Origin of the sequence: Nocardiopsis valliformis DSM 45023, assembly GCF_000340985.1 — a bacterium.
GTDB lineage: Bacteria > Actinomycetota > Actinomycetes > Streptosporangiales > Streptosporangiaceae > Nocardiopsis > Nocardiopsis exhalans.
In genome coordinates this window covers 1-23,171 of record NZ_ANAZ01000009.1, presented here as the reverse complement: position 1 = coordinate 23,171, position 23,171 = coordinate 1, and the positions used below count along the sequence as shown (strand labels likewise).

Below are 23,171 nucleotides of genomic sequence, written 5' to 3'. Positions count from 1 at the left end.
TCGACCGGACGCCCGGGCGTTCCAGACCGCTACCGGATCACTCCGGTGCGATGAGACTCCACGCGACACCGTCGAGGATGTCGTGCTCGCTCGCGGTGAAGTGGTCGGCGCCGGTACGCGCCAGCACACGGGACAGCACCAGGGCGCCCGCCCCGATCACGTCCACGCGGCCCGGGTGCATCACACCGATCTCCGAGCGCTCCGCGTGCCGGGAGCCCAGCAGCTCGACGGTGATCCGCTCCAGGGCCTCGCCGGAGACCCGCGAGTGGTGGATCCGCTCGGAGTCGTACTCGGGCAGGTCCAGCGCGATCCCGGCGACCGTGGTCGCGGTCCCGGCCACACACACCACCGAACCGGCCTCGCGCAGCGGGACGACCTTCTCCACCTCGTCCAGGGCGGCGTCGATGTCGGCCGTGGCCGCCTCGACCTGCTCCTTGGTGGGCGGGTCAGAGCGCAGGTGGCGCTCGGTCATCCGCACGCAGCCGATGTTCACCGACAGCGAGGCGCGCACCAGGTCCTCGTCCTCGTCCTCGTCCTCGTCCTCGCCCACGCCGCCCAGCACGAACTCCGTGGAGCCGCCGCCGATGTCGACCACCAGGAAGGGCGTGGTGAAGTCGCCGTTGGACTCGCCGTCGGCGGCCTGCGCCTCCAGCTCGGCCGTGGCGCCCACGAAGGACAGCTCCGCCTCGTCCAGACCGGTGACCACCTCGGGCTCCACGCCCAGGATCTCGCGGACACCGTCCACGAACTCCTGGCGGTTGCTGGCGTCCCGGGTCGCGCTGGTCGCGACCATGCGCACCGTATCCGGCCCCAGCTCGATCCCGTGCGCCTCGATCGCCTCGGCGTAGCCGCGCAGCGCGTCGAAGGTCCGCTCCAGCGCCTCCGGGGCGAACGCGCCGGTCTCGTCGACGCCCTGGCCCAGCCGCACGATCTCCATGCGCCGGTCGGCGTCCACCACCTGGACCTCGTCATCACCCAGGAAGACGATGTCGGCGATCAGCAACCTGATCGAGTTGGTTCCGCAGTCGATCGCCGCGACACCGGTCATGAGGCGTTCGTCCCTTCAGTGCCCTCAGGTGCTTCGTCACCCTCGGGGGCTTCGTCGTCCACGCACACACACGGGCCCTTGGCCCACCACTCGGGAAGCTCGGTCAGCGCCTGGGCACCGAACGGGTTGGTGCCCGGCACGGCCAGCTCGTGGCCGACCAGGGCGTGCAGGCACTTGACCCGGGTCGGCATGCCCCCGGTGCTCTGCATCCCCTCGGGCAGCGGCTCCAGACCGTCGGCGCGCGCCTGCTCGGCCCGCTCGTCCAGGTAGGACTCGTGGGCCTTGGTGTAGGCAGCCTGGAGCTCGGAGTCCTCGCCCAGGCGCTCCTGCATCTGGCGCATCCGGCCCTCGTTCTCCATCCGGCCGATCGCCGAGGCGGCGCGCGGGCACGTCAGGTAGTACAGGGTCGGGAAAGGAGTGCCGTCCTCCAGGCGGGGAGCGGTCTTCACCACGTCGGGGAGACCGCAGGGGCAGCGGTGCGCGACGGCACGGACCCCGCGCGGTTGGCGGCCCAACTGGAGTTCGATCGCGGCGAGGTCCTGCTCGGAAGCGGGACCGCCGTCGGTGTGCCCCGGAACGGGCTGATCTGCGGAAGTCATGACCAGCCCAGCATAGTTGCAACAAGGAACCTCCTTACCCGTTGTCCACAGGCGGGAAGGGCCTCAAGCCCCGAGTCTCAGAGACCGTCGTCGGGGCCGGGGCTGTCAGCCTCCTCCACCGAGCGCCACAGCTGGGTGAACCACGGCTCGGTGGGTTCGGCGGGGTCAGCCTCCGCCTCGGCCTCGGTCTCGGGCCGGATGACGATGTAGGCGGTCTCATCGGGGTACTGGTAGTGCAGCCGGGCCCTGGCCTCGCGCTCCACGTACTCCTCGTCGTTCAGCTCCTCCTCGCGCTCCTGCAGGTAGGCGACGTTCTCCTCCATGCGGGCGCGCTCGTCCTGGAGCTGGGCGATCTGGGCCTGCTGCATCACGTACTCGCGCAGCGGATAGGCCAGGCTCAGCGCGACCGCGCACACCACCAGCGCGAGAATCGCCGCCCGGCTGGTGAGCATGGGCCGCACCCTGGAGGTGCGGCCCACACCGGAGTCCTTCTTGCCCGCCTTCACGCCCGCCTTGGCGGTACCTTGACCGGCACCGCCCCGGGCAGCGGCCTTCACAGACCTGTCGGCTTTGGTCGCCTTCTTGGCCTTTGTGGGCTGCTGCTTGGTTTCGCGGGACACTGGGGCAGACTAGCCGCGCTTGGCGAACCTCGGGAAGGCCGACACGCCCGCGTACACGGCCGCGTCGTCGAGCTCCTCCTCGATGCGCAGCAGCTGGTTGTACTTGGCGACCCGCTCACTGCGCGCCGGGGCACCGGTCTTGATCTGCCCGGCGTTGGTGGCCACCGCGATGTCGGCGATGGTCGTGTCCTCGGTCTCGCCGGAGCGGTGGCTGATCATCGCCGTGTAACCGCTGCGCTGGGCGAGGGAGACCGCGTCCAGCGTCTCGGTGAGGGTGCCGATCTGGTTGACCTTCACCAGCAGCGAGTTGGCGGTGTCGGCGAGGATGCCGCGCTGGAGCCGCTCGGGGTTGGTGACGAACAGGTCGTCACCGACCAGCTGGACCCTGTCGCCGAGCTGCTCGGTGAGCTTCTTCCAGCCGTCCCAGTCCTCCTCGTCGAGGGGGTCCTCGATGGAGACCAGCGGGTAGGCGTCGACGAGCTCCGCGTAGTAGGAGGCCATCTCCTCGGCGGTGCGGGTCTTGCCCTCGAAGGTGTACACACCGTCGGCGAACAGCTCGCTGGCGGCCACGTCCAGGGCCAGGGCAATGTCGGTGCCGACCTGGTAACCGGCCTTCTCGATCGCCTCGACGATCAGGTCCAGGGCGGCGCGGTTGCTGTCCAGGTTGGGGGCGAAACCGCCCTCGTCGCCGACGCCGGTGCCCAGGCCGTGCGACTTCAGCACGGACTTCAGGGAGTGGTAGACCTCGGTGCCCCAGCGGACGGCCTCGGAGAAGGTCGGGGCGCCGACGGGCGCGACCATGAACTCCTGGATGTCGACGTTGCTGTCGGCGTGCGCGCCGCCGTTGAGGATGTTCATCATCGGCACGGGCAGGACGTGCGCGTTGGGGCCGCCGATGTAGCGGAACAGCGGCAGGCCGGCCTCCTCGGCGGCGGCCTTGGCCACGGCCAGGGAGGTGCCCAGGATGGCGTTGGCGCCGATCCGGGACTTGTCCGGGGTCCCGTCCAGGTCGATGAGCGCGCGGTCGATGATGCGCTGCTCGTCGGGGGTGTGACCGAGGAGCTCGTCCGCGATCTCGTCGTTGACCGCGGTGACGGCCTTGGTCACGCCCTTGCCGCCGTAGCGCTCGCCGCCGTCGCGCAGCTCGACCGCCTCGAACTGGCCGGTGGAGGCACCGCTGGGAACACCAGCGCGGGTGATGGTCCCGTCGTCGAGCAGAACCTCGACCTCGACTGTCGGGTTGCCCCGGGAATCAAGGATCTCCCGCGCCTGTACTGACTCGATGGACGCCACGATCTCTCCGTCTCTTAGGTGTCTGGGCCCACACTTTCCGGGCCCGGACACGAGACTAGCGACACCGGCCCCGCCGGGGGGAGCCCACCCTCCCAGATTGGTCTAGTCCATACCGGACGTTCCGGCCCTCAGCGCCGCCAGGGCGATCTCCACGGCGGCCTCGCGGTGGGCCGCGGCATCGCCGGGCGGGAGTACGACCGCGATGTCCTGGATTCCGCCGAGGGCGACCACGGCGCCCATGCGCGCCGGGGTTCCCGGGTTTTCCCCGACCAGGGCGGCGTCGAGCCGACTGCGCCAGTCCATGAGCAGCTCGACCAGACCGGCCTCGGCCAGCGACCCCAGGTCGTTGAGCAGGGCGTGCATGAGCGTGCCGTGGCGCACACACAGGTCGAAGTAGGCGCCCAGGAGTTCGCGGGGCTCGTCGACCGGGCCGTCGAAGCGCCGGACCATCTCCTGCGCGTCCTGGCGCAGCGGGTCGACCAGTGCGCGGAGCAGGTCGCCCTTGGACGGGAAGTGGTAGTAGAGCGCGGCCTTGGTGATGTCCAGGCGTTCGGCGATCTCCCGCAGGCTCGTCTTCTCGTAGCCCTTCTGCCCGAAGAGGTCCAGGGCCACCGCCCTGATCTCGGCCTTCGTGTCGCTCTGCGCCCTGGGCACCCGTGCCGCTCCCGTCTGTCACCGCTCTCGCCACTGCTGCGGTGAGCCTATCCCAGACTTTCCGACCGGTAAGTTACTTGACGCCCGGTAAGTAACTTTTTACTGTGGAAGGCCCACGACACAAGGAGCTCTGACGGCCCCATGACCGCCGTTCGAACCGTCCTCGTCTCCGGCGCCAGCATCGCCGGGCCCGCCCTCGCCCACTGGCTGCACCGGTACGGCATCCGGGCCACCGTCGTCGAGAAGGCCCCCGCGCCACGGATGGGCGGCCACGCCATCGACATCCGCGGCGCCGCCGTGGACGTCGCCGAACGCATGGGCGCACTGGACGCCGTCCGCGCCCACCTCACCGAGACCAGTCGGACCTGCTTCGTGCGGGCCGATGGCCGCGTCCGCTCCGACATCGGCGCCGCCGTGGACACTGACCACGACCGCTCGCTGGAGATCGTGCGCGGCGACCTCACCCGGATCCTGCACGAACCCACCACCGCCTACACCGAGTACCTCTACGAGGACTCCATCAGCGGGCTGGCGGAGACCCCCGACGGGGTGCAGGTGACTTTCCAACGCGCCGAACCGCGCGTGTTCGACCTGATTGTGGGCGCGGACGGGCTGCACTCCAACACCAGGCGGCTAGCCTTCGGCCCCGAGGACACCTACGGTCGCTACCTGGGTGCCCTGTTCAGCATCTTCACCGTTCCCAACCACCTCGGCCTGGACCGTGAGGCACGCCTGTACAACGAGCCCGGCAAGGGCGCCGGGATGATTCACTCCCCGCGCTTCGACGGCGCCAAGGCGTTCTTCCTCGTCCACGAGCGCGAGCTGAACGGGATCGACCGGGCCCCGGAGGAGGAGCAGAAGGCGTTCCTGCGCGAACGTTTCACCGGGGCGGGCTGGGAGTGCGAGCGGATCCTGGCGGGGATGGCCCACCCCCCGGACTTCTACTTCGACTCGGTGAAACAGATCCACATGGACCGCTGGTCGCGGGGGCGGGTCACCCTGCTCGGGGACGCCGGGTACTGCCCCTCCCCCATGTCCGGCCAGGGCACCACCCTGGCCTTGGTCGGCGCGTACGTCCTGGCCCAGGAGCTGTCCCGGCACGAGGACCTCACCCCTGCGCTCGAAGCCTATGAAGGGGGGATGCGCCCCTATGTCAAGGCCAATCAGGACATCGCCGACACGGGGATGGGCTTCCTCGCGCCGCGTACCCGACTGGGGCTCGCCACCCGCGACACCCTGCTGCGGTTCAGCGGGCTCCTGGCCCGGCTGTCGGGCCTGGACCAGCGGGTAGCCAGAGCGGCCGAGGGGTTCGATCTGGACGCTCCGCCGCCGAACCGGGTTCAGGTGGACGTGAAATGAGCTGAAGTGAGCACTAAGTCCGATTAGTACCGGTTAAACCAAACCGCCCGGAAGTGGCCGCCCCGCTTGCCCGCCCCGCACCCGTGTCTATAGTTCCTATGCGGGCTATGTCCCCCTCCCGCCCTGACGGCAAGGCCCCGGCGCGAACGGTAGAGGACAAGCATGGCCAATCCGCCCACCGAAACCGCGGACGGGGCGCTGCCCCCGGTACGGCAAAGACGCGCGGAGCTGGTGCTGCTCCTCGCCGCGATCGGGGTGACCTTCGCGGCCCTGCTCCTCGCCTCGCTCTCGGTGACCGGCGAGATCGACTCCCGGGTGATGGTCTACGGGCTCGCGCTCGGGGCCGGGGCGCTCGGCCTGCACGTCCTGCTGCGGTTCGTGGCGCCCTACGCCGATCCCGTACTGCTCCCGGTGGCCACGTCGCTGTCCGGTGTCGGGGTCACCATGATCTGGGCGCTGCAGATGACCCGCAACTTCGCCCCCGGCCACGGCGAGGCCGACCGGCAGCTGCTGTGGGCCCTGATCGGTATGGGCCTGTGCGCGGGCGCGGTGTTCTTCATCCGGCAGCCGCGCCGCCTGACCATGTACACGTACCTGATCGCGCTGGTCGCGCTCGTCCTGCTGCTGCTCCCGCTCTCACCGTTCGGCCACGAGGTGCTCGGCGCGCGCCGGTGGATCATGATCGGCCCCTTCACCATGCAGCCCTCGGAGTTCGCGAAGGTGCTGCTGGTGATCTTCCTGGCCTCCTACCTGGGGCGCCAGCGCGACGTGATGGCGCTGGTGACGCGGACCTTCAAGATCGGCCCGGTGAAGGTGTTCAGCGCGCCGCGGGCCCGCGACCTCGCGCCGATGGCCGTGGGCTGGGGCGTGGCGATCCTGCTGCTGGTGGGCACCCGGGACCTGGGGACCTCGCTGCTGCTGTTCGGCACGTTCCTGGCGGTGCTGTACGCGGCCACCGCCCGCAAGTCCTGGGTGCTGATCGGCCTGGTGGCCTTCTCCGCCGGGGCGTACGCGGCGTACCTGCTGTTCGGGCACGTGCAGAACCGGGTGCGGATCTGGCTGAACGCCTTCGACGAGGAGGTCTACCACAGCGAGGGCGGCAGCTTCCAGGTGGTGGAGGGCATGATCGCCCTGGCCTACGGCGGGATACTGGGGACCGGTTTCCACGGCGGCGAGGCACAGAACATCTTCGCCGCGGACAGCGACCTGATCCTGGTGTCGATCGGCGAGAAGCTGGGGCTGACCGGGCTGCTGGCGGTGCTGCTGTTGCTGTTCCTGTTCGCCCAGCGCGCCCTGCGGATCGCCCTGGCCTGCAAGGACGTGTTCCTCAAGCTGACGGCGTTCGGCTACGGGTTCCTCATCGCGTTCGACGTGTTCATCGTGCTGGGCGGCCTCACCCTGATCATCCCGCTCACCGGTATGACCACCCCGTTCCTGTCGGCGGGCGGGTCCGCGCTGATGGCCAACTGGCTGGTCGTGGGCCTGCTGCTGACCATCAGCGAGACAGCCCGCCGCCCTCAGGAGACGTTCAGCTCGGGAATGGCGCCCGGGGACCCCTCCACCGAGGTGATCAACGTGCGCGACCTGCCCCACGGCGTCCGGGACCGCCGCTGAACTCCCCGCGCCCCTAGATCGTCGATGGTGCTCCTGGAACTCCTGAGCCCATGCCGAGGGGCCTCTCCCCCGCAGGCCGAAACCCGACCGGTGGCCTGTCCTGTGCTTCCGAAACCCTCTCATCCCCGGTGATCTTGCTCCTGGTAGCAAGATCATCTTCGGGGAGGGGACCGGAACCCTCTCGGTTTCCCTCCCCTGCGGCCTCACATCCGGGCCCTCAGCACGTCGACCTCACAGCCCGGCGCGAACGGGTCGAAGCCGTGCTCGCTCAGCCAGCGGACGATCAGCAGGCTCCGTAGCGACCACCACCCGTGGATCGCGTCGAGGTCGATGTCGGTGCCGTAACCGGTGAGGAGGTCGTCGAGGCGGTCCTCGTGTCCGAGCGTGAAGGTGGCGAGGTCGTACAGGGGGTCGCCCCGGCCCGCCTCGGACCAGTCGATGATGCCCGTGACCTCGTCGCCTTCGAGGAAGACGTGCGCGATCTGCAGGTCGCCGTGCGTGAACGCGGGGGTCCACGGCCGGAGTGCGGCCTCGGCGACCCGGCGGTTGCGGGTGACCAGGTCAGCGGGTAGGAGGCCGCTGCGCACGAGCGCCTCGCACTCCTTGTCGAGTTCCGCTGCCAGCGCCGTGGTGTTCCGGCCCGCCTGCCCGGTCCGGGGCGGTAGCGGCGCTTCGTGCAGCTTCCGGATGGCGGCGCCCGCCGCGGCCCACGCCGTCGGCGACCCGGTCGACGTCCCGCCGAGGCTCCCGAGCGTCGTCCCCGCAACCGCGGAGATGGCGAGCACGGGCGGCTTGCGCCACAGGACCTGCGGGGTCGGGACCGGCGCGAGGGAGATCGCCTCGACCTCGGCATCGATGCGCGCCTGGTCGGTGTCCACCTTCAGAAACACGTCGCCGACGCGCAGGGTCGCGCGCTCGGAATGGGCGACGACGACCTCGATCTCGTCCACTGGCTCGTGCAAGGGCTCGTCCATGGGCGCCCAGTATTCCGGGGAGGATCGCCCATGTCACCGGGTTTACCGCGTGCGATGGCGCGGCTGAGCGCGCCTCGGAACCCAACGGCCCGCGGCGTCACCCGCTCACTCGCCGGTCTTCGACCAGTACCCCCGCCACTCCTGCTCGCTCAGCTCACGGGGCTCGTGGCCGTCCGCGCGGGCGGCCTCCTCTGCGGCACGCACCCGACCGTCAAAGCGGCGGGCGGCCAGGCGGAGATCGGTTTCGGGGTCGCGACCCTGGTCGCGTTCGGCGGCGATGGCGGCGAACAGCTCTCCGCCCTCGGCGCCGTCGTCGCCCACGAGATCAGCCGGGAAGCCGTTGCGGACCGCGCGCTTTTGCAGCTCGTAGGCGAGCAGCACGGCGGGCTGGGCGAAGGGCACCCCGTCGAGTACGGAAGTCTCCCCACTCCCCCCGTTGGCCTTGGCCTTCTCCGCGCGCTCGGCCGCCTTGATGGCCTCCCAGTTCGACCACACCTCGTCGGTCCCGGACACGTTCACACCGCCGAAGACGTGCGGGTGGCGGCGGGTCATCTTGTCGATGATGGCGTCGGCGACGTCGTCCACGGTGAAGCGGGCCGGGTCGCCCTCGGGGCGCTCAGTACCGATCGCGGCGTGGAAGACCACCTGCAGCAGGACGTCGCCGAGCTCCTCGCGCAGCTGCGGGTAGTCGCCGTCCTCGATGGTCTCCAGGGTCTCGTAGGACTCCTGGATCAGGTACTTGGCCAGGGACTCGTGGGTCTGCGAACTGTCCCAGGGGCACTCCCGGCGCAGGGTCTCCATCACCTCGACCAGCCGCAGCACCCGGTGGCCGGGCACCGGCCGGTCGGACGCCGAGGGGTCGGGCGCCGGGGGGTTCGGGGTTTCACTCATGCTCGATCCTCGCTCACGTGCTGGTCGGAGGGCAGCCAACCGCCCTCGCGCAGGGCCTCCATCACCAGGGCCACCGACTCGGCCGGGTCCGTGCCCACGGTGTCCACCACCAGGTCGGCGTCGGTCGGCTCCTCGTAGGGGTCGGAGATACCCGTGAACTCCGGGATCTCCCCCGCCCGCGCCTTGGCGTACAGGCCCTTGCGGTCGCGGGCCTCGCACTCCTCCAGCGGCGTGGCCACGTGCACCAGGAAGAAGTCGCCGAACTCCTCCACCATGGCGCGGAACTCGGCCCGGCCCGCCGCGTAGGGCGCGATCGGCGCGCACACGGCCACCCCGCCGTGCCGGGTGATCTCCGAGGCCACGTAGCCGATACGGCGGATGTTGAGCTCGCGGTCCTCCCGGGAGAACGTCAGCCCCTTGGAGAGCATGCGGCGCACCAGGTCGCCGTCGAGCAGGGTGACCGTGCGCCCGGATCTACGGATGCCGTCGCACACCCCCCGGGCGATGGTGGACTTGCCCGAACCGGACAGCCCGGTGAACAGCAGCGTGAGACCGCGCTCGGTGCGCGCCGGGCGCAGCCGGGCCAGTTCGGCGCCGACCCGGGCCGGGGTGAACCAGGACGGCAGTTCGCGGCCGTGCGCGAGCTCCGCCTCAACCTCGTCGTCGGTGAGCTCCGCGCGGACCTCGCGCGGGTCCACGTGGGAGTAGGGCTTCCAGAGCGCCTCCCCCGAGTCGTACTTCCAGGGTTCGGGGTCAAGGACGGTCAGCGGCGGCTTGAACGCCATCACCCGCTCGGTCTCGGGCCCCCGCCCGCCAGCCTCGACCAGCAGGTGGGTGGCGCCGTAGGCGGCGGCGACGTGCCCGGCCAGGGCGGCGTCGTGTTCGGTCCAGGCCCCGCCCAGCGGTCCCGCGGAGCGCGCCTCAGACCGGGGCAGGGTGACCACCGCGAAGGAGCTCCGCGGCGGCAGCAGCGGTTCGGCGGCCAACACGGCGGCGGCCAAGCCCTCGTCGTGCAGGCCGGTGTCGAGGATCACCAGGACCTCGGCGCGTTCGCCACCGCGGCCCAGCGCCTCGGCTTCGGCGCGGATCTGGTGCAGGGCCCGGTGGTGCAGGGGGCGGTCGGTGACCACGGCCAGCAGTGACTGGTCCGAGGAGGGTTCGAGCTCGCGCTGGGCGCGCACCTCGGCGGGGGTGGGGCGCAGCTCCCGCAGCACCCCGTACGTGGGCGGGCGCAGCAGCGTGACGTCACCGGCCAGGTGGTGCCGAACCCCGGTGCCCTCGGCAGAGGACCCCCCGTCAGAGGACTCCCAGTGCTCGCGCACCGCCAGCTCAGCGAGCGGGGCACCCTCCAGGTCGGTGAGGGTGAGCCGCTCCTGACCCACCAGCTCCTCCGGCACCTCCAGGGTGACCGGAACCGGCCAGGGGCGACCGTCCGGCAGACGGCCCCCGCGCGCCACCGACTCCGCTTCCTCACGGGTCATGAACCCCGCCAGCGGGTAGGCGCCGCTGAGGATGAGTTCCAGGTGGGCAAGCCCGTCCGGACCTGGGGCGAAGACCGGTGTGTCCGGTCGGCCGGTGTCCCCGACCGACCCGTTCCCCTGCCTGTGGGCTCTCACCACGCGTTTCCTCTCCTCGGACTGTTCACTGGAGCTCTACCAAGAAACGCGTCTAGCGTATGCCCGAACGGGTCCCCCACCCCGCGCTGCGCCTCCTGATTCGGAATAGCGCCAGCTCAGAGCGGGTTCTCATGAACGTGACCCGCCCTGTTCCCCCGGGGTCGGGGCCCGGGCGACCCAGCAGCGAACCCGAACCGCCGACCCCCGAACCCGGCCCGCGCGTGACGGGGGGACTGGATAAGCTGAGGGGAGCCGGGTGGCCACGCCCATCCAGACACGGCCGCCCACACCGACACCGCTCACGTACGGACCGTCCCCAGCGACCCGCGGGACGGCGGCACCCGTGCCCGCCGCACGCACGCGGGTGTCGGAGTCAGGGCAGGCCGCGGAGGGGATCGCGGCCACAACGGCCTTCGCCACCGCACAGACCCGCAGGACGCGACGCCTGATCCGGACCACTTCCATCACTGGTGCTATGAGCCTCATTGGACTTCTCGCCGACGTCTCCACGGACCCGGCACTGCACAGCGCGATCGAGACCGCCCGAAGCGGCCGCGATCCCCATCTCGACCTCGTCGCCCCGGCGGCGCTGCGACCCTTCATGGTGGGGGCGCTGGCCGCCGACGCCCCCGTGGGCGCGCACCGGCCGGTCCTCGCCGTCACCGCCACCGAGCGGGAGGCCGCGGACCTGACCGACGCGCTCGGCTCACTGCTGCCCGAGGACTCGGTCGCACTCTTCCCCGCCTGGGAGACGCTTCCGCACGAACGCCTCTCCCCGCGCTCGGACACCGTCGGCCAGCGTCTGGCGGTGCTGCGCAGACTGGCGCACCCGGACCCCGCCGACCCGCTCACCACCCCTCTGCGCGTGGTGGTGGCCCCGGTCCGCAGCGTCCTGCAACCGCTGGTCGCCGGGCTCGGAGACCTGGAGCCGGTGCGGATCCGCCCCGGTGACGAGGTAGAGCTGGAGTCGGTGGTCAGCGCCCTGACCAACACCGGCTACGCCCGCGTGGACCTGGTGGAGAAGCGCGGCGACATGGCCGTGCGTGGCGGCATCCTGGACGTCTTCCCACCCACCGAGGAGCACCCGCTCCGGTTGGAGTTCTGGGGCGACACCGTCGAGGACATCCGTTACTTCCAGGTCGCCGACCAGCGCTCTATCTCCCCCACCGAGGGCGGCGAGGGCGCCGACGCGCGCACCAGCGCCGCTTCGGGGCTGTTCGCCCCGCCGTGCCGGGAGCTGCTGCTCACCGAGCCCGTGCGCGAGCGCGCCCGGGCCCTGGCCGACGAGCACCCCTCGCTGGCCGAGGTGCTCAACAAGATCGCCGACGGCGTGTCCGTGGAGGGCATGGAGGCGTTCGCCCCGGTGCTCGCCGAGAACATGGAGCCGTTCCTCAACTACCTGCCCTCGAACGCCATGGTGCTGGGCTGCGATCCCGAGCGCATCCGCACCCGCGCCGTGGAGCTGGAGGCCACCAGCGCCGAGTTCCTGGACGCGTCCTGGATCAACGCCGCCTCGGGCGGTGAGGCCCCCATCGACCTGGGCGAGTCCGCCTACATGTCCATCGCCGAGCTGCGGACGATCGCCACCGACCTGGGCCTGCCCTGGTGGGGGCTGACCCCGTTCAGCGCCGGTGAGGGCGCCGCGGACAAGGCCGCGGGCGAGGAGGACGACGCCATCGTGGTGGGCGCGGTGCCCGCCGACTCCTACCGCGGTGACACCGAGCGCGCCCTGGCCGACGTCAAGGGCTGGCTGCACGACAACTGGAGCGTCGTGCTGGTCACCCAGGGGCACGGGCCCGCCGAGCGCCTGGTGGCGATGCTCAAGGACGCCGGGCTGGGCGCCACACTCAGCGCCGACCTCGCCGAACCGCCCAAGGAGGCGATCGCGACCGTCACCACCGGGCTGGTCGACCACGGCTTCCTGCTGCGGTCGGTGCGGACGGTGGTACTCACCGAGACCGACCTGGTCGGGCAGAAGTCCTCCACCCGGGACATGCGCCGCATGCCCAGCCGCCGTAAGGGCACGGTCGACCCGCTCCAGCTCAAGCCGGGCGACTACGTCGTGCACGAACAGCACGGCGTGGGCCGCTACCTGGAGATGGTCAGCCGCCAGATCCACGGCGCCACCCGCGAGTACCTGCTCATCGAGTACGCGCCGTCCAAGCGCGGCCAGCCCGGCGACCGCCTGTTCGTGCCCACCGAGCAGCTCAGCGAGGTCACCCGGTACGTGGGCGGCGAGGCGCCGACGCTGTCCAAGATGGGCGGCGCCGAGTGGAGCAAGGCCAAGAGCCGGGCCCGCAAGGTCGTCCGCGAGATCGCCGGCGACCTGATCCGCCTGTACTCGGCGCGCCAGGCCTCCCCGGGGCACGCCTTCGGCGCGGACACCCCCTGGCAGCACGAGCTGGAGGACGCCTTCCCGTACGTGGAGACGCCCGACCAGCTGGCCGCCATCGACGAGGTCAAGAAGGACATGTCCAAGTCGGTCCCGATGGACCGACTGATCTGCGGCGACGTGGGTTACGGCAAGACCGAGGTGGCGGTGCGCGCCGCGTTCAAGGCGGTGCAGGACGGCAAGCAGGTGGCGCTGCTCGTGCCCACCACCCTGCTGGTCCAGCAGCACCTGTCCACCTTCTCCGAGCGCTACGCGTCCTTCCCGGTCACGGTCAAGCCGATGTCGCGGTTCCAGACCGACGGCGAGGTCGAGGTGACCCGCGAAGGGCTGCGCAGCGGCGAGGTCGACGTGGTCATCGGCACGCACCGGCTGCTGTCGCAGGAGACCCGGTTCAAGGACCTGGGCCTGGTCATCATCGATGAGGAGCAGCGCTTCGGTGTCGAGCACAAGGAGTCACTGAAGCGGCTGCGCACCCAGGTGGACGTGCTGGCGATGTCGGCCACGCCCATCCCGCGCACCCTGGAGATGGGTCTGACGGGCATCCGCGAGATGACCACCATCCTCACCCCGCCGGAGGAGCGCCACCCGGTGCTCACCTTCGTGGGGCCCTACGAGGACAAGCAGATCACCGCGGCGATCCGGCGCGAGCTGATGCGCGAGGGACAGGTGTTCTTCGTGCACAACCGGGTGGCTTCCATCGACAAGGTGGCCGCCACCATCAAGCGCCTGGTCCCCGAGGCCCGAGTGGCGTACGCGCACGGCCAGATGAACGAGCAGCAGCTCGAGAAGGTCATGGTCGACTTCTGGGAGAAGAACTTCGACGTGCTGGTCTCCACGACCATCGTCGAGTCCGGCCTGGACGTGCCCAACGCCAACACGCTGATCATCGACCGCGCCGACACCTACGGGCTGTCCCAGCTGCACCAGCTGCGCGGCCGGGTGGGCCGTGGCCGCGACCGCGCCTACGCGTACTTCCTGTACCCGCCGGAGCGGCCGCTGACCGAGACCGCCTACGAACGCCTGGCGACGGTGGCCCAGCACACCGAGACCGGCGCGGGCATGTACGTGGCCATGAAGGACCTGGAGATCCGCGGCGCGGGCAACATCCTGGGCGCGGAGCAGTCCGGGACCATCGCTGGTGTGGGCTTCGACCTGTACGTGCGCATGGTCGGCGAGGCCGTGGCCGAGCTCAAGGGCGACCCGGAGGCGGTCGCGGAGGTCGAGACCAAGGTCGAGCTGCCGATCAACGCGCACATCCCGCACGACTACGTGCCGGGCGAGCGGCTGCGGTTGCAGTCCTACAAGCGGATCGCCAGCGTCACCAGCGAGGCGGACATCCTGGCCGCCTACGAGGAGCTCACCGACCGCTACGGCGCCCCGCCGCAGCCGGTGGACAACCTCATGGCGGTGGCCCGCTTCCGGGTCCTGGCCAAGTCCGCGGGGCTGGCCGACGTGGTCATGCAGGGCAACCAGATCCGATTCTCACCGGTGGAGCTGCGCGAGTCCCAGGAGCTGCGGCTGCGGCGGATGTACCCCAAGTCCATCCGCAAGGAGGCCGCCAAGACCCTCCTGGTACCGGTCCCCAAGGCGGGTGGGATGGGCGGCAAGCCGCTGCGCGACCTGGACCTGCTCAAGTGGTGCACGGACCTGGTGAACAACATCTTCGAACCGGACAAGCGCAAGGTTCAGCCGAAGGGCGAGTAGGCGGGCAGGGAACGTACGGAGGGCACGGTCTCACGGCCGTGCCCTCCGGCGTCTGTCACACCTCGGTCGCCTCCAGCAGCGCGCCCAGGTCCGCGCGAACCCGTTCGTCCGTTCTGATGGTCGAGTCAGCTGCGCTGGTCGATCTCGTCCGGGGAGGCCTCGTAGGTGATGCCGTACATCTCCTCCTCGGACTCCTCGTCCGTCCTCCCCCGGCGCCACCAGCCGCCCTCGGCGCGTTTGGCCGCGCGACGCTGCTCCCGCAGTTCACGGCGGGCCTCCTTACGGGCCTCGCGCTCGGTCGCGCGGTCCCGCCTGCGCGCCTCACGGGCACGCCGCACCCGGGCACGGCGTTCGACGATGTCCTGCTCCGGTGTCGGCTCCGCGGTTCCCTCGGCGAGCCCGTCGGCGGTCTCCTCCTCGCGGGGGCGCAGCGCCGTGACCGTGGCCAGGCCCTTGCCCACCGGGACGTCGTCGGGCAGCTCCACCACCGGCAGCGCGGGTTCGGGGCGCTTGCGCTCCTTGGCCTCCCTGGCCTCCTCCCGCTGGACGGCCACCTCCCGGGTCAGCTTGCGCGTGTACCACCAGTTCGCGATCCACGCCGCCACCGCCGCGGCCACACCCACCTCCAGAGCGGCCACCAGGCCGACCTGCCAGGCGGAGGGCCCCACCTCGCTCAGCCGCTGCGCCCCCAGCGATCCGCCCGCGGTCCCGGCCAGGGCCGCGCACAGCATCCCCGTGGTCACCCCGCACACGAACCCCCACAACGGCGCGGCCTCGCTCACGACGTCCGGCGCACTGCGCTGGGTCAGCACCCCGCCGATCGCACCCGCCACGAACGGCACCACTAGCGCCACCAGGGACAGCACCGGGGCGGCGCCGTTGGCGGGCAGCGCCGCCAGCATCGGCATCGCGGGCAGCGCCCCCACCGAAACCCCGGTCGGCGCGACCACCGTCGCCTCGCCCATCGCGAAACCCGGACCGAGCGCGTAACAGACCGCGAAGACCACCGCGTTCGGCAGGTACGCCAGCTGCACGATCAGCAGGAGCGCCCCGCCGACCACCCCCGGCGCGAGCGAGCGCGTGATCTCCACCGCCTCGGGCAGGTTGATGGCCAACGCCACCAGGAAGAGGAGGAGTCCGCCGACCAGCAGGGCGCCCGTGGACGCGAGCATGCCGACCAGCAGCGACCTCGACCGCGCGGGCATGAGGTCGAGCAGGTCGCCGGTGGCCACGCCCTTGTCCTTCATGAGCTGGCGGAGCACGCCCAGCCCCCCGGCGAGGAACGCGATCACGAAACCCATCAGGAGCGCGCGCGGCATGCTCGGAACGACCTCGTCGGTCTGCGCCAACAGCGCGAGCGTGCCCGCCACCGCCGCGTAGGGACCGGCGATCGCCAACGCCGCCCGGTACACGTGCCGCAACCGCCCGATCTCGCAGCTGCGCGCCAGCCAGCGCCCGAATCGGTACAGCAGCATCCCGGGCAGCAGCACCAGGCCCATGGGCAGCAAGCTCATCTGCCCTTCGGCGAGAGTGAAGGAGACGTGGTGACCCACCAGCCAGGCCAGGACGGCACCGCGCAGGAGGTCGACGATGTCCTCGCTGAAGGTGTCGTGCGGGGCCGCGACCCAGCCGACCATGGTGAGGGTGACGATCACCGCCAGCCCGATACCGGCGGCGGAGGCGGCGGCGATCCCGCCCGTGGAGTAGATCGGGCGGACGGGCGCCTCCCGCGCGGATGCGGCAGACACGCCCCCGGAACCGGCGTCAGTGGTGGTCTTGGACCGCTTCGACTGCCGGCCTCGGTCGGGGGGAGATCCTGGCGTACTCACCCGACTTATGGTGCCAGGGGCCGGAATGCTCCGTGGTATCCCGGCCGCGCGTGTCGTGTCCGCATCGCCGCTGTGGAACGGGGAACAAACGAGATACGTCGTAACATGTGGACCCGGTCACCCCCGTACGAAGGACGCCTGATGGCAGAGCCCGACCCCGACCGCCGCTACCGGCTCTCTGACACCGAACGCGACGAAGCGCTCGGGAACCTGCGGGTGGCGTTCGAAGAGGGGCGGTTGGACACCGAGGAGCACGAGCGGCGCATGGACGCAGCGCTCCGAGCGGTCAACAACACCGACCTGCTCCCGCTCTTCGAGGACCTGCCGCGCAGGCTGGTCCCCAGCGCCGTCACCGGACCCGAACCGGTCGGCCCCGCGCCCGCCGTCCCCGAGACCCGCGGAGGCGAGGGTTCGAGGGCCGCCGAAGCCAGGACGGCCTCGGGTGAGGTGGACTGGCGTGAGGAGTACCGGCGTGACGTGACCCGGGGCGAGCGCGGCAACGGGGCGAACATCGCCGGGCTCGCCGGGTGGGGCGGGTTCCTCCTACTGATCTGGGGCACGCCCGCCTTCATGAGCGGCAGCGTCTCCGCCATCACGGTCTTCCTCGGGTTCTTCTGCCTGCTGGTGCTCGGGCCGCTCGCCGGGCAGCTGATCGCCCAGCGCAACCGGCGGCTGCGCGACAACCCGCCCGGGCAGCTCGGCGGCAGCTGAAGCGTGCGGCGATCGACCGACTCACCCGAAAAGCGGCCCACGCAGAAACGGCTCCGCCCCACCGACCGGGAACCCGGTGGCGGGGCGGAGCCGTTCTGAACGAAAGCCCTGCGGGGCGCAGTCCCTCTAGAAGCTGTCTCTAGAAGAGGTCGCGCACCAGCTGAGCGGTCTCGCTCGGGGTCTTGCCGACCTTGACGCCAACGGCCTCGAGGGCCTCCTTCTTGGCGGCGGCCGTGCCGGAGGAACCGGAGACGATGGCGCCGGCGTGGCCCATCGTCTTGCCCTCCGGGGCGGTGAAGCCCGCGACGTAGCCGACGACCGGCTTGGTCACGTTGGCCTTGATGAAGTCAGCGGCGCGCTCCTCGGCGTCGCCACCGATCTCACCGATCATCACGATCACGTCGGTGTCCGGGTCGGCCTCGAAGGCCGCCAGGGCGTCGATGTGCGTGGTGCCGATGATCGGGTCGCCACCGATGCCGACGGCGGACGAGAAGCCGATGTCGCGCAGCTCGTACATCATCTGGTAGGTGAGCGTGCCCGACTTCGAGACCAGACCGATGCGGCCCGGCTTGGCGATGTCGGCCGGGATGATGCCGGCGTTGGACTGGCCCGGGGTGATGAGACCGGGGCAGTTCGGGCCGACGATCCGGGTCTTGTTGCCCTTGGAACCGGCGTAGGCCCAGAAGGCGGCGGTGTCGTGGACCGGGATGCCCTCGGTAATCACGACGGCCAGACCGATCTCGGCGTCGATCGCCTCGATGACGGCGTCCTTCGAGAACTTCGGCGGAACGAAGATCACGGTGACGTCGGCGCCGGTGGCGGCCATGCCCTCGGCGACGGAGCCGAAGACGGGCACCTCGGTGCCGTCGAAGTCGACGCTCTGCCCGGCCTTGCGCGGGTTCACGCCACCAACGATGTTGGTGCCGGACGCGAGCATACGGCGGGTGTGCTTGGTGCCCTCAGAGCCGGTCATGCCCTGGACGAGCACCTTGCTGTCCTTGTTAAGGAAGATAGCCATGGTGTGTTCCGTCCCCTACTTCGCCGCGAGCTCGGCGGCCCGAGAGGCGGCGCCGTCCATCGTGTCGACTCGACTCACGGCCGGGTGGGCGCGCTCGTCGAGGATCTGGCGGCCCAGTTCGGCGTTGTTGCCGTCCAGGCGCACAACCAGCGGCTTGCTGACGTCGTCGCCGCGCTTCTCCAGAAGCTCCAGCGCCTGCACGATGCCGTTGGCAACCGCGTCGCAGGCGGTGATGCCACCGAAGACGTTGACGAACACGCTCTTGACGGCGGGGTCGCCCAGGATGATCTCCAGGCCGTTCGCCATCACCTCGGCGGAGGCACCGCCACCGATGTCGAGGAAGTTGGCGGGCTTGACGCCGCCGTGGTTCTCACCGGCGTAGGCGACCACGTCCAGGGTCGACATGACCAGACCGGCACCGTTACCGATGATGCCGACCTCGCCGTCGAGCTTGACGTAGTTGAGGCCCTTGGCCTTGGCGGCGACCTCGAGCGGGTCACCCTCCTCGGCGAAGGTCAGGCTCTCCAGGTCCTGGCGGAACTCGGCGTTCTCGTCCAGGGTCACCTTGCCGTCGAGGGCGACGACCCGGCCGTCCTTGGTCAGGATGAGCGGGTTCACCTCCGCGAGGGTGGCGTCCTTGCCGACGAAGGCGTCCCAGAGCTTGGTGATGATCTCCGTGGCACCCGCGGCGGCGGCCTCGGGCAGGTTGCCCGCCTTGGCGATCTGCGCGGCGACCTCGGTCGGAGCACCCTTCAGGGCGTCGATCGAGATCTTGGCGACGGCGTCGGGGTTGGTCTCGGCGACCTCCTCGATCTCCACGCCGCCCTCTTTGGAGCAGATGGAGAGGAAGTCACGGTTGGCGCGGTCGAGCAGGAAGGAGAAGTAGTACTCCTCGGCGATGTCACTCGCCTCTTCGACCAGGACACGGTGGACCGTGTGGCCCTTGATGTCCATGCCGAGGATCTGCTCGGCCTTGGCCTGGGCGTCCTCGGGGCCTTCGGCGACCTTGACGCCACCGGCCTTACCACGACCACCGGTCTTGACCTGGGCCTTCACGACGACGCGGGGCTTGCCCGCGGCGGCGAACTCATCAGCGATGGCACGGGCCTCAGAGGCCGTGCTCGCCACCTTCCCCTGGGGTACGGGAACCCCGTACTCTGCGAAGAGTTGCTTCGCCTGGTATTCGAACAGGTCCACGAGGGTCCGTCCTTGTAACTCGCTGGCTCAGTGTGTACCGGGGTGGCATGTCCGGATCGGCGGTGACTCACCTGATAGGTGTCACACGACGCATACCCCGGTGGGGCTGAGCCGCCTACAGAGATCGAGATCGCCGCGGCCTTGCCACCCGCGACATGCGCAAAGCTTAGTCGCCTGAGATCTGGCCGCCGGACACCAGGGTCGTGTTGGCCGTGTGTTCCCTGCCCCAAAAGCCGCTCATGCGGCGTTGGGCCGCGCACACGTGGGAAAATATGTGACCAGCGACACGGCGAATAACACCGATCCGGTGCCGTTCCAGCCCACTTCGGACTTCTGTCGAGGTGCGACGAACGTCACGATGTGGTCAGGCCGCGTGGGCGGGCCGGATGTTCTCGCTGACCCACTCGGCGATCTCCGCGGTCGGCGCCCCCGGGGTGAAGATCCGGGCCACGCCCATCGCCTCCAGCTCCGCGATGTCGGAGTCGGGGATGATGCCCCCGCCGAACACCCGGATGTCGGTGGCGTCGTTCTCGCGCAGCAGCTCCATGACCCGCCCGAACATGGTCATGTGGGCGCCCGAGAGCACCGACAGGCCGATGGCGTCGGCGTCCTCCTGGAGCGCAGCGGCAACGATCATCTCCGGGGTCTGGCGCAGACCGGTGTAGATAACCTCCACTCCGGCATCACGCAGGACCCGGGCGACGATCTTGACGCCCCGGTCGTGCCCGTCCAGTCCCGGCTTCGCGACGATGACGCGCGCGGCGGTCTCGGCCATGGCCTACCCCTTAACTACGTCCCCCGCGGATACCCGACGCCCCTTGTGAGGGCTTCACCGGACACCTCGGAGGGAGATGATGAACTCGAGTGAAGAGTAACGCAGCTCACTCAGGGATGCGGGGCACGGGGGCGGGTATCTTCCGAGCATGAACGACCACGTCACCGGATTCGAGCAGATCAGCACCGAAGACCTACGAGAACGCGCCGTGGAGCTGGCACGGCAGCGATGGGACGTACGTTTCTTCTGGCGCCTGCTGGGGCTGATCCCGGCGGCCGAGGCCGTCGCGGGCAACAGGGAGGCCAGCGAGGCCAGCGTCGCCCAGGCCTCAGGGTTCCTCTATGAGGCGCTCTCCTCCGAGAACGACCCCCACGTCCAGGAGGCGCTGCGCCCCGTCTACATCGAGTACCTCAGCGAGCACGGAAAGGATGCCGGGAGCGAAAGCACAGAGAGCAGGGGCGCGGCTGAGGGCGGGGAGGCTCCGGAAGGCAAGGACTGACCCCGGCGAAGTCCATGTCCGAAAACCGCCAGCACCGGGTCGCCCGCATCGGTGACCATGGTGATTGTGATGGACGACGAGCAGCGCTACCGCGCGGTACACAGCAGGGACTCCCGCTTCGACGGGGTCTTCTACACCGCCGTGCGCACCACCGGTATCTACTGTCGGCCCAGCTGTCCCGCGGTGACCCCGCGCCGGGAGAACGTGTGCTTCTACCGGACCGCGGCCGCCGCGCAGGAATCGGGGTTCCGCGCGTGTAAACGGTGCCGCCCGGACACCGTTCCCGGCTCACCCGAATGGAACGTGCGGGCCGACGTGGTCGGCCGAGCCATCCGGTTGATCCACGACGGAGCCGTCGACCGGGGCGGGGTGGGAGCGGTCGCCGACGCCCTCGGCTACAGCGAACGCCAGCTGAACCGCCTACTCTCGGCCGAGGTGGGCGCCGGCCCGCTGGCCCTGGCCAGGACCGAGCGGGCGCACACCGCCCGCATCCTGGTGGAGACCACGGACATGCCGATGGCCGACGCCGCCTTCGCCTCCGGGTTCGCGAGTGTGCGGCAGTTCAACGAGACCATGCGCGCGGTGTTCGACCGCTCGCCGTCACAGATGCGTGCGGCGGCGGGGCGGAGCGGATCGGTACCCGCTCCCCCGGGTGCGGTGGCGCTGCGCCTGCCCTACCGGGGGCGGATCGACCTGGCCGGGATGCTCTCCTTCCTCGGCGACCGCGCGGTCCCGGGGGTGGAGGAGTACACAGGTGGGGTGTACCGGCGGACGCTGCGGCTGCCGAACGGACCCGCTGTCGTGGAGCTCTCCGGGGTGGACGGGCACGTGCTGTGCCGGTTGTGGTTGTCCGAGCCGCGTGACCTGGCCAGCGCGGTGCGGCGCTGCCGGAGCCTGCTGGACCTGGACGCCGATCCGGAGGCCGTGGCCGAGGTGTTGGGGACGGACCCCGTACTCGGCCCCGTCCTCCAACAACGCCCCGGTGTTCGCGCCCCCGGGCACGTGGACCCGGCCGAACTCGCGACCCGAGCTGTCCTTGGACAACAGGTCTCCGTGCGGGCCGCGCGTACTCTGGCGGGACGCCTGGTGAGCCGGTTCGGGAAGCCGCTGGCCGTCCCGGACGGCGGGCTCACCCACACGTTCCCCTCTCCGCAGGCCCTGGCCGCCGCCGACCCGACTGAACTGTCCATCCCCGTCGCACGGGGGCGGGCGCTGATCAACGTGGCGGACGCGATCGCCTCAGGTCAGGTAGACCTGGGCCCGGGCTGCGACCGGGACGAAGCGGAGCAACGCCTGATGGAACTGCCCGGGATCGGCCCGTGGACCTCCGGATACGTACGGATGCGCGGACTCGGGGACCCGGACGTTTTTCTGCCCACTGACCTCGGGGTGCGCCAGGCTTTGGAGCATGCGGGGCTGAGGGCGACCCCGTCCGCAGCGGCCAGGAAGGCCAAGGAGTGGAGCCCCTGGCGCTCGTACGCCACCCACCTGCTGTGGGTCTCGCTCAACACAACGACAGCGCCGAGAGGGATCGAATGAACACCGAACAGGACGTACTTCCGCTGGACCTGCCCCAGGAGCCGGCTGCCCCGCCCCGGGAAACAGCGGTGCGCTTCCGCGAACCGCTTCCGGGCCCGACTTACTACACAACAATAAGTTCGCCGTTGGGCGAGCTGACGCTGCACGGCGACGGAGAGGCCCTGGGCGGGGTGCTGACCCCGCCCAAGGAGGGCGTCAGCAGGACGGTCCCGGAGAACTGGGTGACCGACGCGAAACCGTTCACGGAGGTGGAGCAGCAGCTGACCGCGTACTTCGCGGGGGAGCTCAAGGAGTTCGACCTTCCGTTGGCCCCGGCCGGGACCGCCTGGCAGCTGCGGGTGTGGCGGGCGCTGACCACCATCCCGTACGGGGAGACCGCCGGTTACGGCCAGCTCGCCGAAGAACTGGGTCGGCCGACGGCCTCCCGGGCGGTCGGCATGGCCAACGGGAGGAACCCGATCAGCATCATCGTCCCCTGCCACCGCGTCATCGGCGCCAACGGAAGCCTGACGGGTTACGCGGGCGGGCTGGAGCGCAAGCAGTACCTGCTGGGCCTGGAACAGAGCCAGACCATGGAACGCAGAGCCTAAAAGCGACACAGCCCCGAAAACCGGACAACCCACCCCTCCCCTTCCGTGATCTTGCTACCAGGAGCAAGTTGGGCGCCGAACTCGCTCCTGGTAGCAAGATCACGGAGAACCTGACGGAAGCCAACGAAGTACCCGCACACGGGTAAAACAACCCCCGCCATTCACATGTTCACAAACCCCAGCAACAAAAAAGGAGGAGGCCCGTTCCGAAGAACGAACCCCCTCCCCTCAAGAAAAACCGTGGCGGCG

Annotated in this window: 19 protein-coding genes; 7 read left to right on the top strand and 12 right to left on the bottom strand. The window is 70.3% G+C overall.

Translation table 11 applies throughout. The features are described from left to right. Nucleotides 1-37: 37 nt before the first annotated feature. From D457_RS0110125 to D457_RS0110105, 5 genes are all read right to left on the bottom strand, one after another. Entirely contained in the window at nt 38-1,048 is a 1,011-nt protein-coding gene (locus D457_RS0110125; protein ID WP_017580551.1) for a Ppx/GppA phosphatase family protein, read from the bottom strand. Beyond that, entirely contained in the window at nt 1,045-1,647 is a 603-nt protein-coding gene (locus D457_RS0110120) for a DUF501 domain-containing protein (RefSeq protein WP_017580550.1), read from the bottom strand. Before D457_RS0110120 ends, D457_RS0110125 begins: the two co-directional genes overlap by 4 nt. 77 nt (nt 1,648-1,724) lie before the next feature. Further along, nucleotides 1,725-2,099 (bottom strand): FtsB family cell division protein, encoded by a 375-nt coding sequence (locus tag D457_RS0110115; RefSeq protein WP_026116512.1) that lies wholly within the window; start codon nt 2,097-2,099, stop codon nt 1,725-1,727. Nucleotides 2,100-2,276: 177 nt separating this feature from the next. Beyond that, nucleotides 2,277-3,560: a phosphopyruvate hydratase gene (gene eno, locus D457_RS0110110; RefSeq protein WP_017580548.1), complete on the bottom strand. Its 1,284-nt coding sequence runs from the start codon at nt 3,558-3,560 to the stop codon at nt 2,277-2,279. 102 nt (nt 3,561-3,662) lie between these two features. Then, nucleotides 3,663-4,214 (bottom strand): TetR/AcrR family transcriptional regulator, encoded by a 552-nt coding sequence (locus D457_RS0110105; RefSeq protein WP_017580547.1) that lies wholly within the window; start codon nt 4,212-4,214, stop codon nt 3,663-3,665. 141 nt (nt 4,215-4,355) lie between these two features. Here D457_RS0110105 and D457_RS0110100 point away from each other — a divergent pair, with 141 nt between their 5' ends. Both D457_RS0110100 and D457_RS0110095 read left to right on the top strand, forming a co-directional pair. Beyond that, nucleotides 4,356-5,573, top strand: coding sequence for an FAD-dependent monooxygenase (locus D457_RS0110100; protein ID WP_017580546.1), 1,218 nt, complete (start codon nt 4,356-4,358; stop codon nt 5,571-5,573). Nucleotides 5,574-5,735: 162 nt separating this feature from the next. Further along, nucleotides 5,736-7,187 carry an FtsW/RodA/SpoVE family cell cycle protein gene (locus tag D457_RS0110095; RefSeq protein WP_017580545.1) on the top strand — a complete coding sequence of 484 codons (1,452 nt, stop codon included), beginning with the start codon at nt 5,736-5,738 and terminating at the stop codon, nt 7,185-7,187. Between the two features lie 203 nt (nt 7,188-7,390). Here D457_RS0110095 and D457_RS0110090 read toward each other — a convergent pair whose 3' ends face one another. The 3 genes from D457_RS0110090 to cysC form a co-directional block, all read right to left on the bottom strand. After that, entirely contained in the window at nt 7,391-8,161 is a 771-nt protein-coding gene (locus D457_RS0110090) for a phosphotransferase family protein (protein ID WP_017580544.1), read from the bottom strand. Between the two features lie 105 nt (nt 8,162-8,266). Next, nucleotides 8,267-9,052: a MazG family protein gene (locus D457_RS0110085; RefSeq protein WP_017580543.1), complete on the bottom strand. Its 786-nt coding sequence runs from the start codon at nt 9,050-9,052 to the stop codon at nt 8,267-8,269. Beyond that, nucleotides 9,049-10,671, bottom strand: coding sequence for an adenylyl-sulfate kinase (cysC, locus tag D457_RS0110080; protein ID WP_017580542.1), 1,623 nt, complete (start codon nt 10,669-10,671; stop codon nt 9,049-9,051). Before cysC ends, D457_RS0110085 begins: the two co-directional genes overlap by 4 nt. A gap of 472 nt (nt 10,672-11,143) precedes the next feature. Here cysC and mfd point away from each other — a divergent pair, with 472 nt between their 5' ends. Then, nucleotides 11,144-14,764, top strand: coding sequence for a transcription-repair coupling factor (gene mfd, locus D457_RS0110075; protein ID WP_017580541.1), 3,621 nt, complete (start codon nt 11,144-11,146; stop codon nt 14,762-14,764). Nucleotides 14,765-14,889: 125 nt separating this feature from the next. Here mfd and D457_RS0110070 read toward each other — a convergent pair whose 3' ends face one another. Next, a complete protein-coding gene (locus D457_RS0110070) occupies nt 14,890-16,512 on the bottom strand; it encodes a cell division protein PerM (RefSeq protein WP_017580540.1) in 1,623 nt (540 codons plus the stop codon). A 222-nt stretch (nt 16,513-16,734) separates the two neighbouring features. Between D457_RS0110070 and D457_RS0110065 the strand changes: the two genes are divergently transcribed. Further along, nucleotides 16,735-17,304 carry a DUF1707 SHOCT-like domain-containing protein gene (locus tag D457_RS0110065; RefSeq protein WP_017580539.1) on the top strand — a complete coding sequence of 190 codons (570 nt, stop codon included), beginning with the start codon at nt 16,735-16,737 and terminating at the stop codon, nt 17,302-17,304. Between the two features lie 139 nt (nt 17,305-17,443). On the opposite strand, the gene sucD is transcribed toward D457_RS0110065, so the two are convergent. From sucD to D457_RS0110050, 3 genes are all read right to left on the bottom strand, one after another. After that, a complete protein-coding gene (gene sucD / locus D457_RS0110060) occupies nt 17,444-18,322 on the bottom strand; it encodes a succinate--CoA ligase subunit alpha (protein WP_017580538.1) in 879 nt (292 codons plus the stop codon). 15 nt (nt 18,323-18,337) lie between these two features. Further along, a complete protein-coding gene (gene sucC, locus D457_RS0110055) occupies nt 18,338-19,519 on the bottom strand; it encodes an ADP-forming succinate--CoA ligase subunit beta (RefSeq protein WP_017580537.1) in 1,182 nt (393 codons plus the stop codon). Between the two features lie 364 nt (nt 19,520-19,883). Further along, complete coding sequence (locus D457_RS0110050) at nt 19,884-20,294, bottom strand: cobalamin B12-binding domain-containing protein (RefSeq protein WP_017580536.1); 411 nt, start codon at nt 20,292-20,294, stop codon at nt 19,884-19,886. Nucleotides 20,295-20,442: 148 nt separating this feature from the next. On the opposite strand from D457_RS0110050, the gene D457_RS0110045 reads away from it, so the two are divergent. The 3 genes from D457_RS0110045 (at nt 20,443) to D457_RS0110035 (ending at nt 22,922) form a co-directional block, all read left to right on the top strand. Next, nucleotides 20,443-20,793 carry a hypothetical protein gene (locus D457_RS0110045; RefSeq protein WP_017580535.1) on the top strand — a complete coding sequence of 117 codons (351 nt, stop codon included), beginning with the start codon at nt 20,443-20,445 and terminating at the stop codon, nt 20,791-20,793. Between the two features lie 69 nt (nt 20,794-20,862). After that, nucleotides 20,863-22,332, top strand: coding sequence for a DNA-3-methyladenine glycosylase 2 (locus D457_RS0110040; protein WP_275040994.1), 1,470 nt, complete (start codon nt 20,863-20,865; stop codon nt 22,330-22,332). Continuing rightward, nucleotides 22,329-22,922, top strand: a complete 594-nt coding sequence (locus tag D457_RS0110035; RefSeq protein ID WP_017580533.1) for a methylated-DNA--[protein]-cysteine S-methyltransferase — start codon at nt 22,329-22,331, stop codon at nt 22,920-22,922. The genes D457_RS0110040 and D457_RS0110035 overlap by 4 nt, the downstream gene beginning before the upstream one ends. The last annotated feature ends 249 nt before the right edge of the window (nt 22,923-23,171 follow it).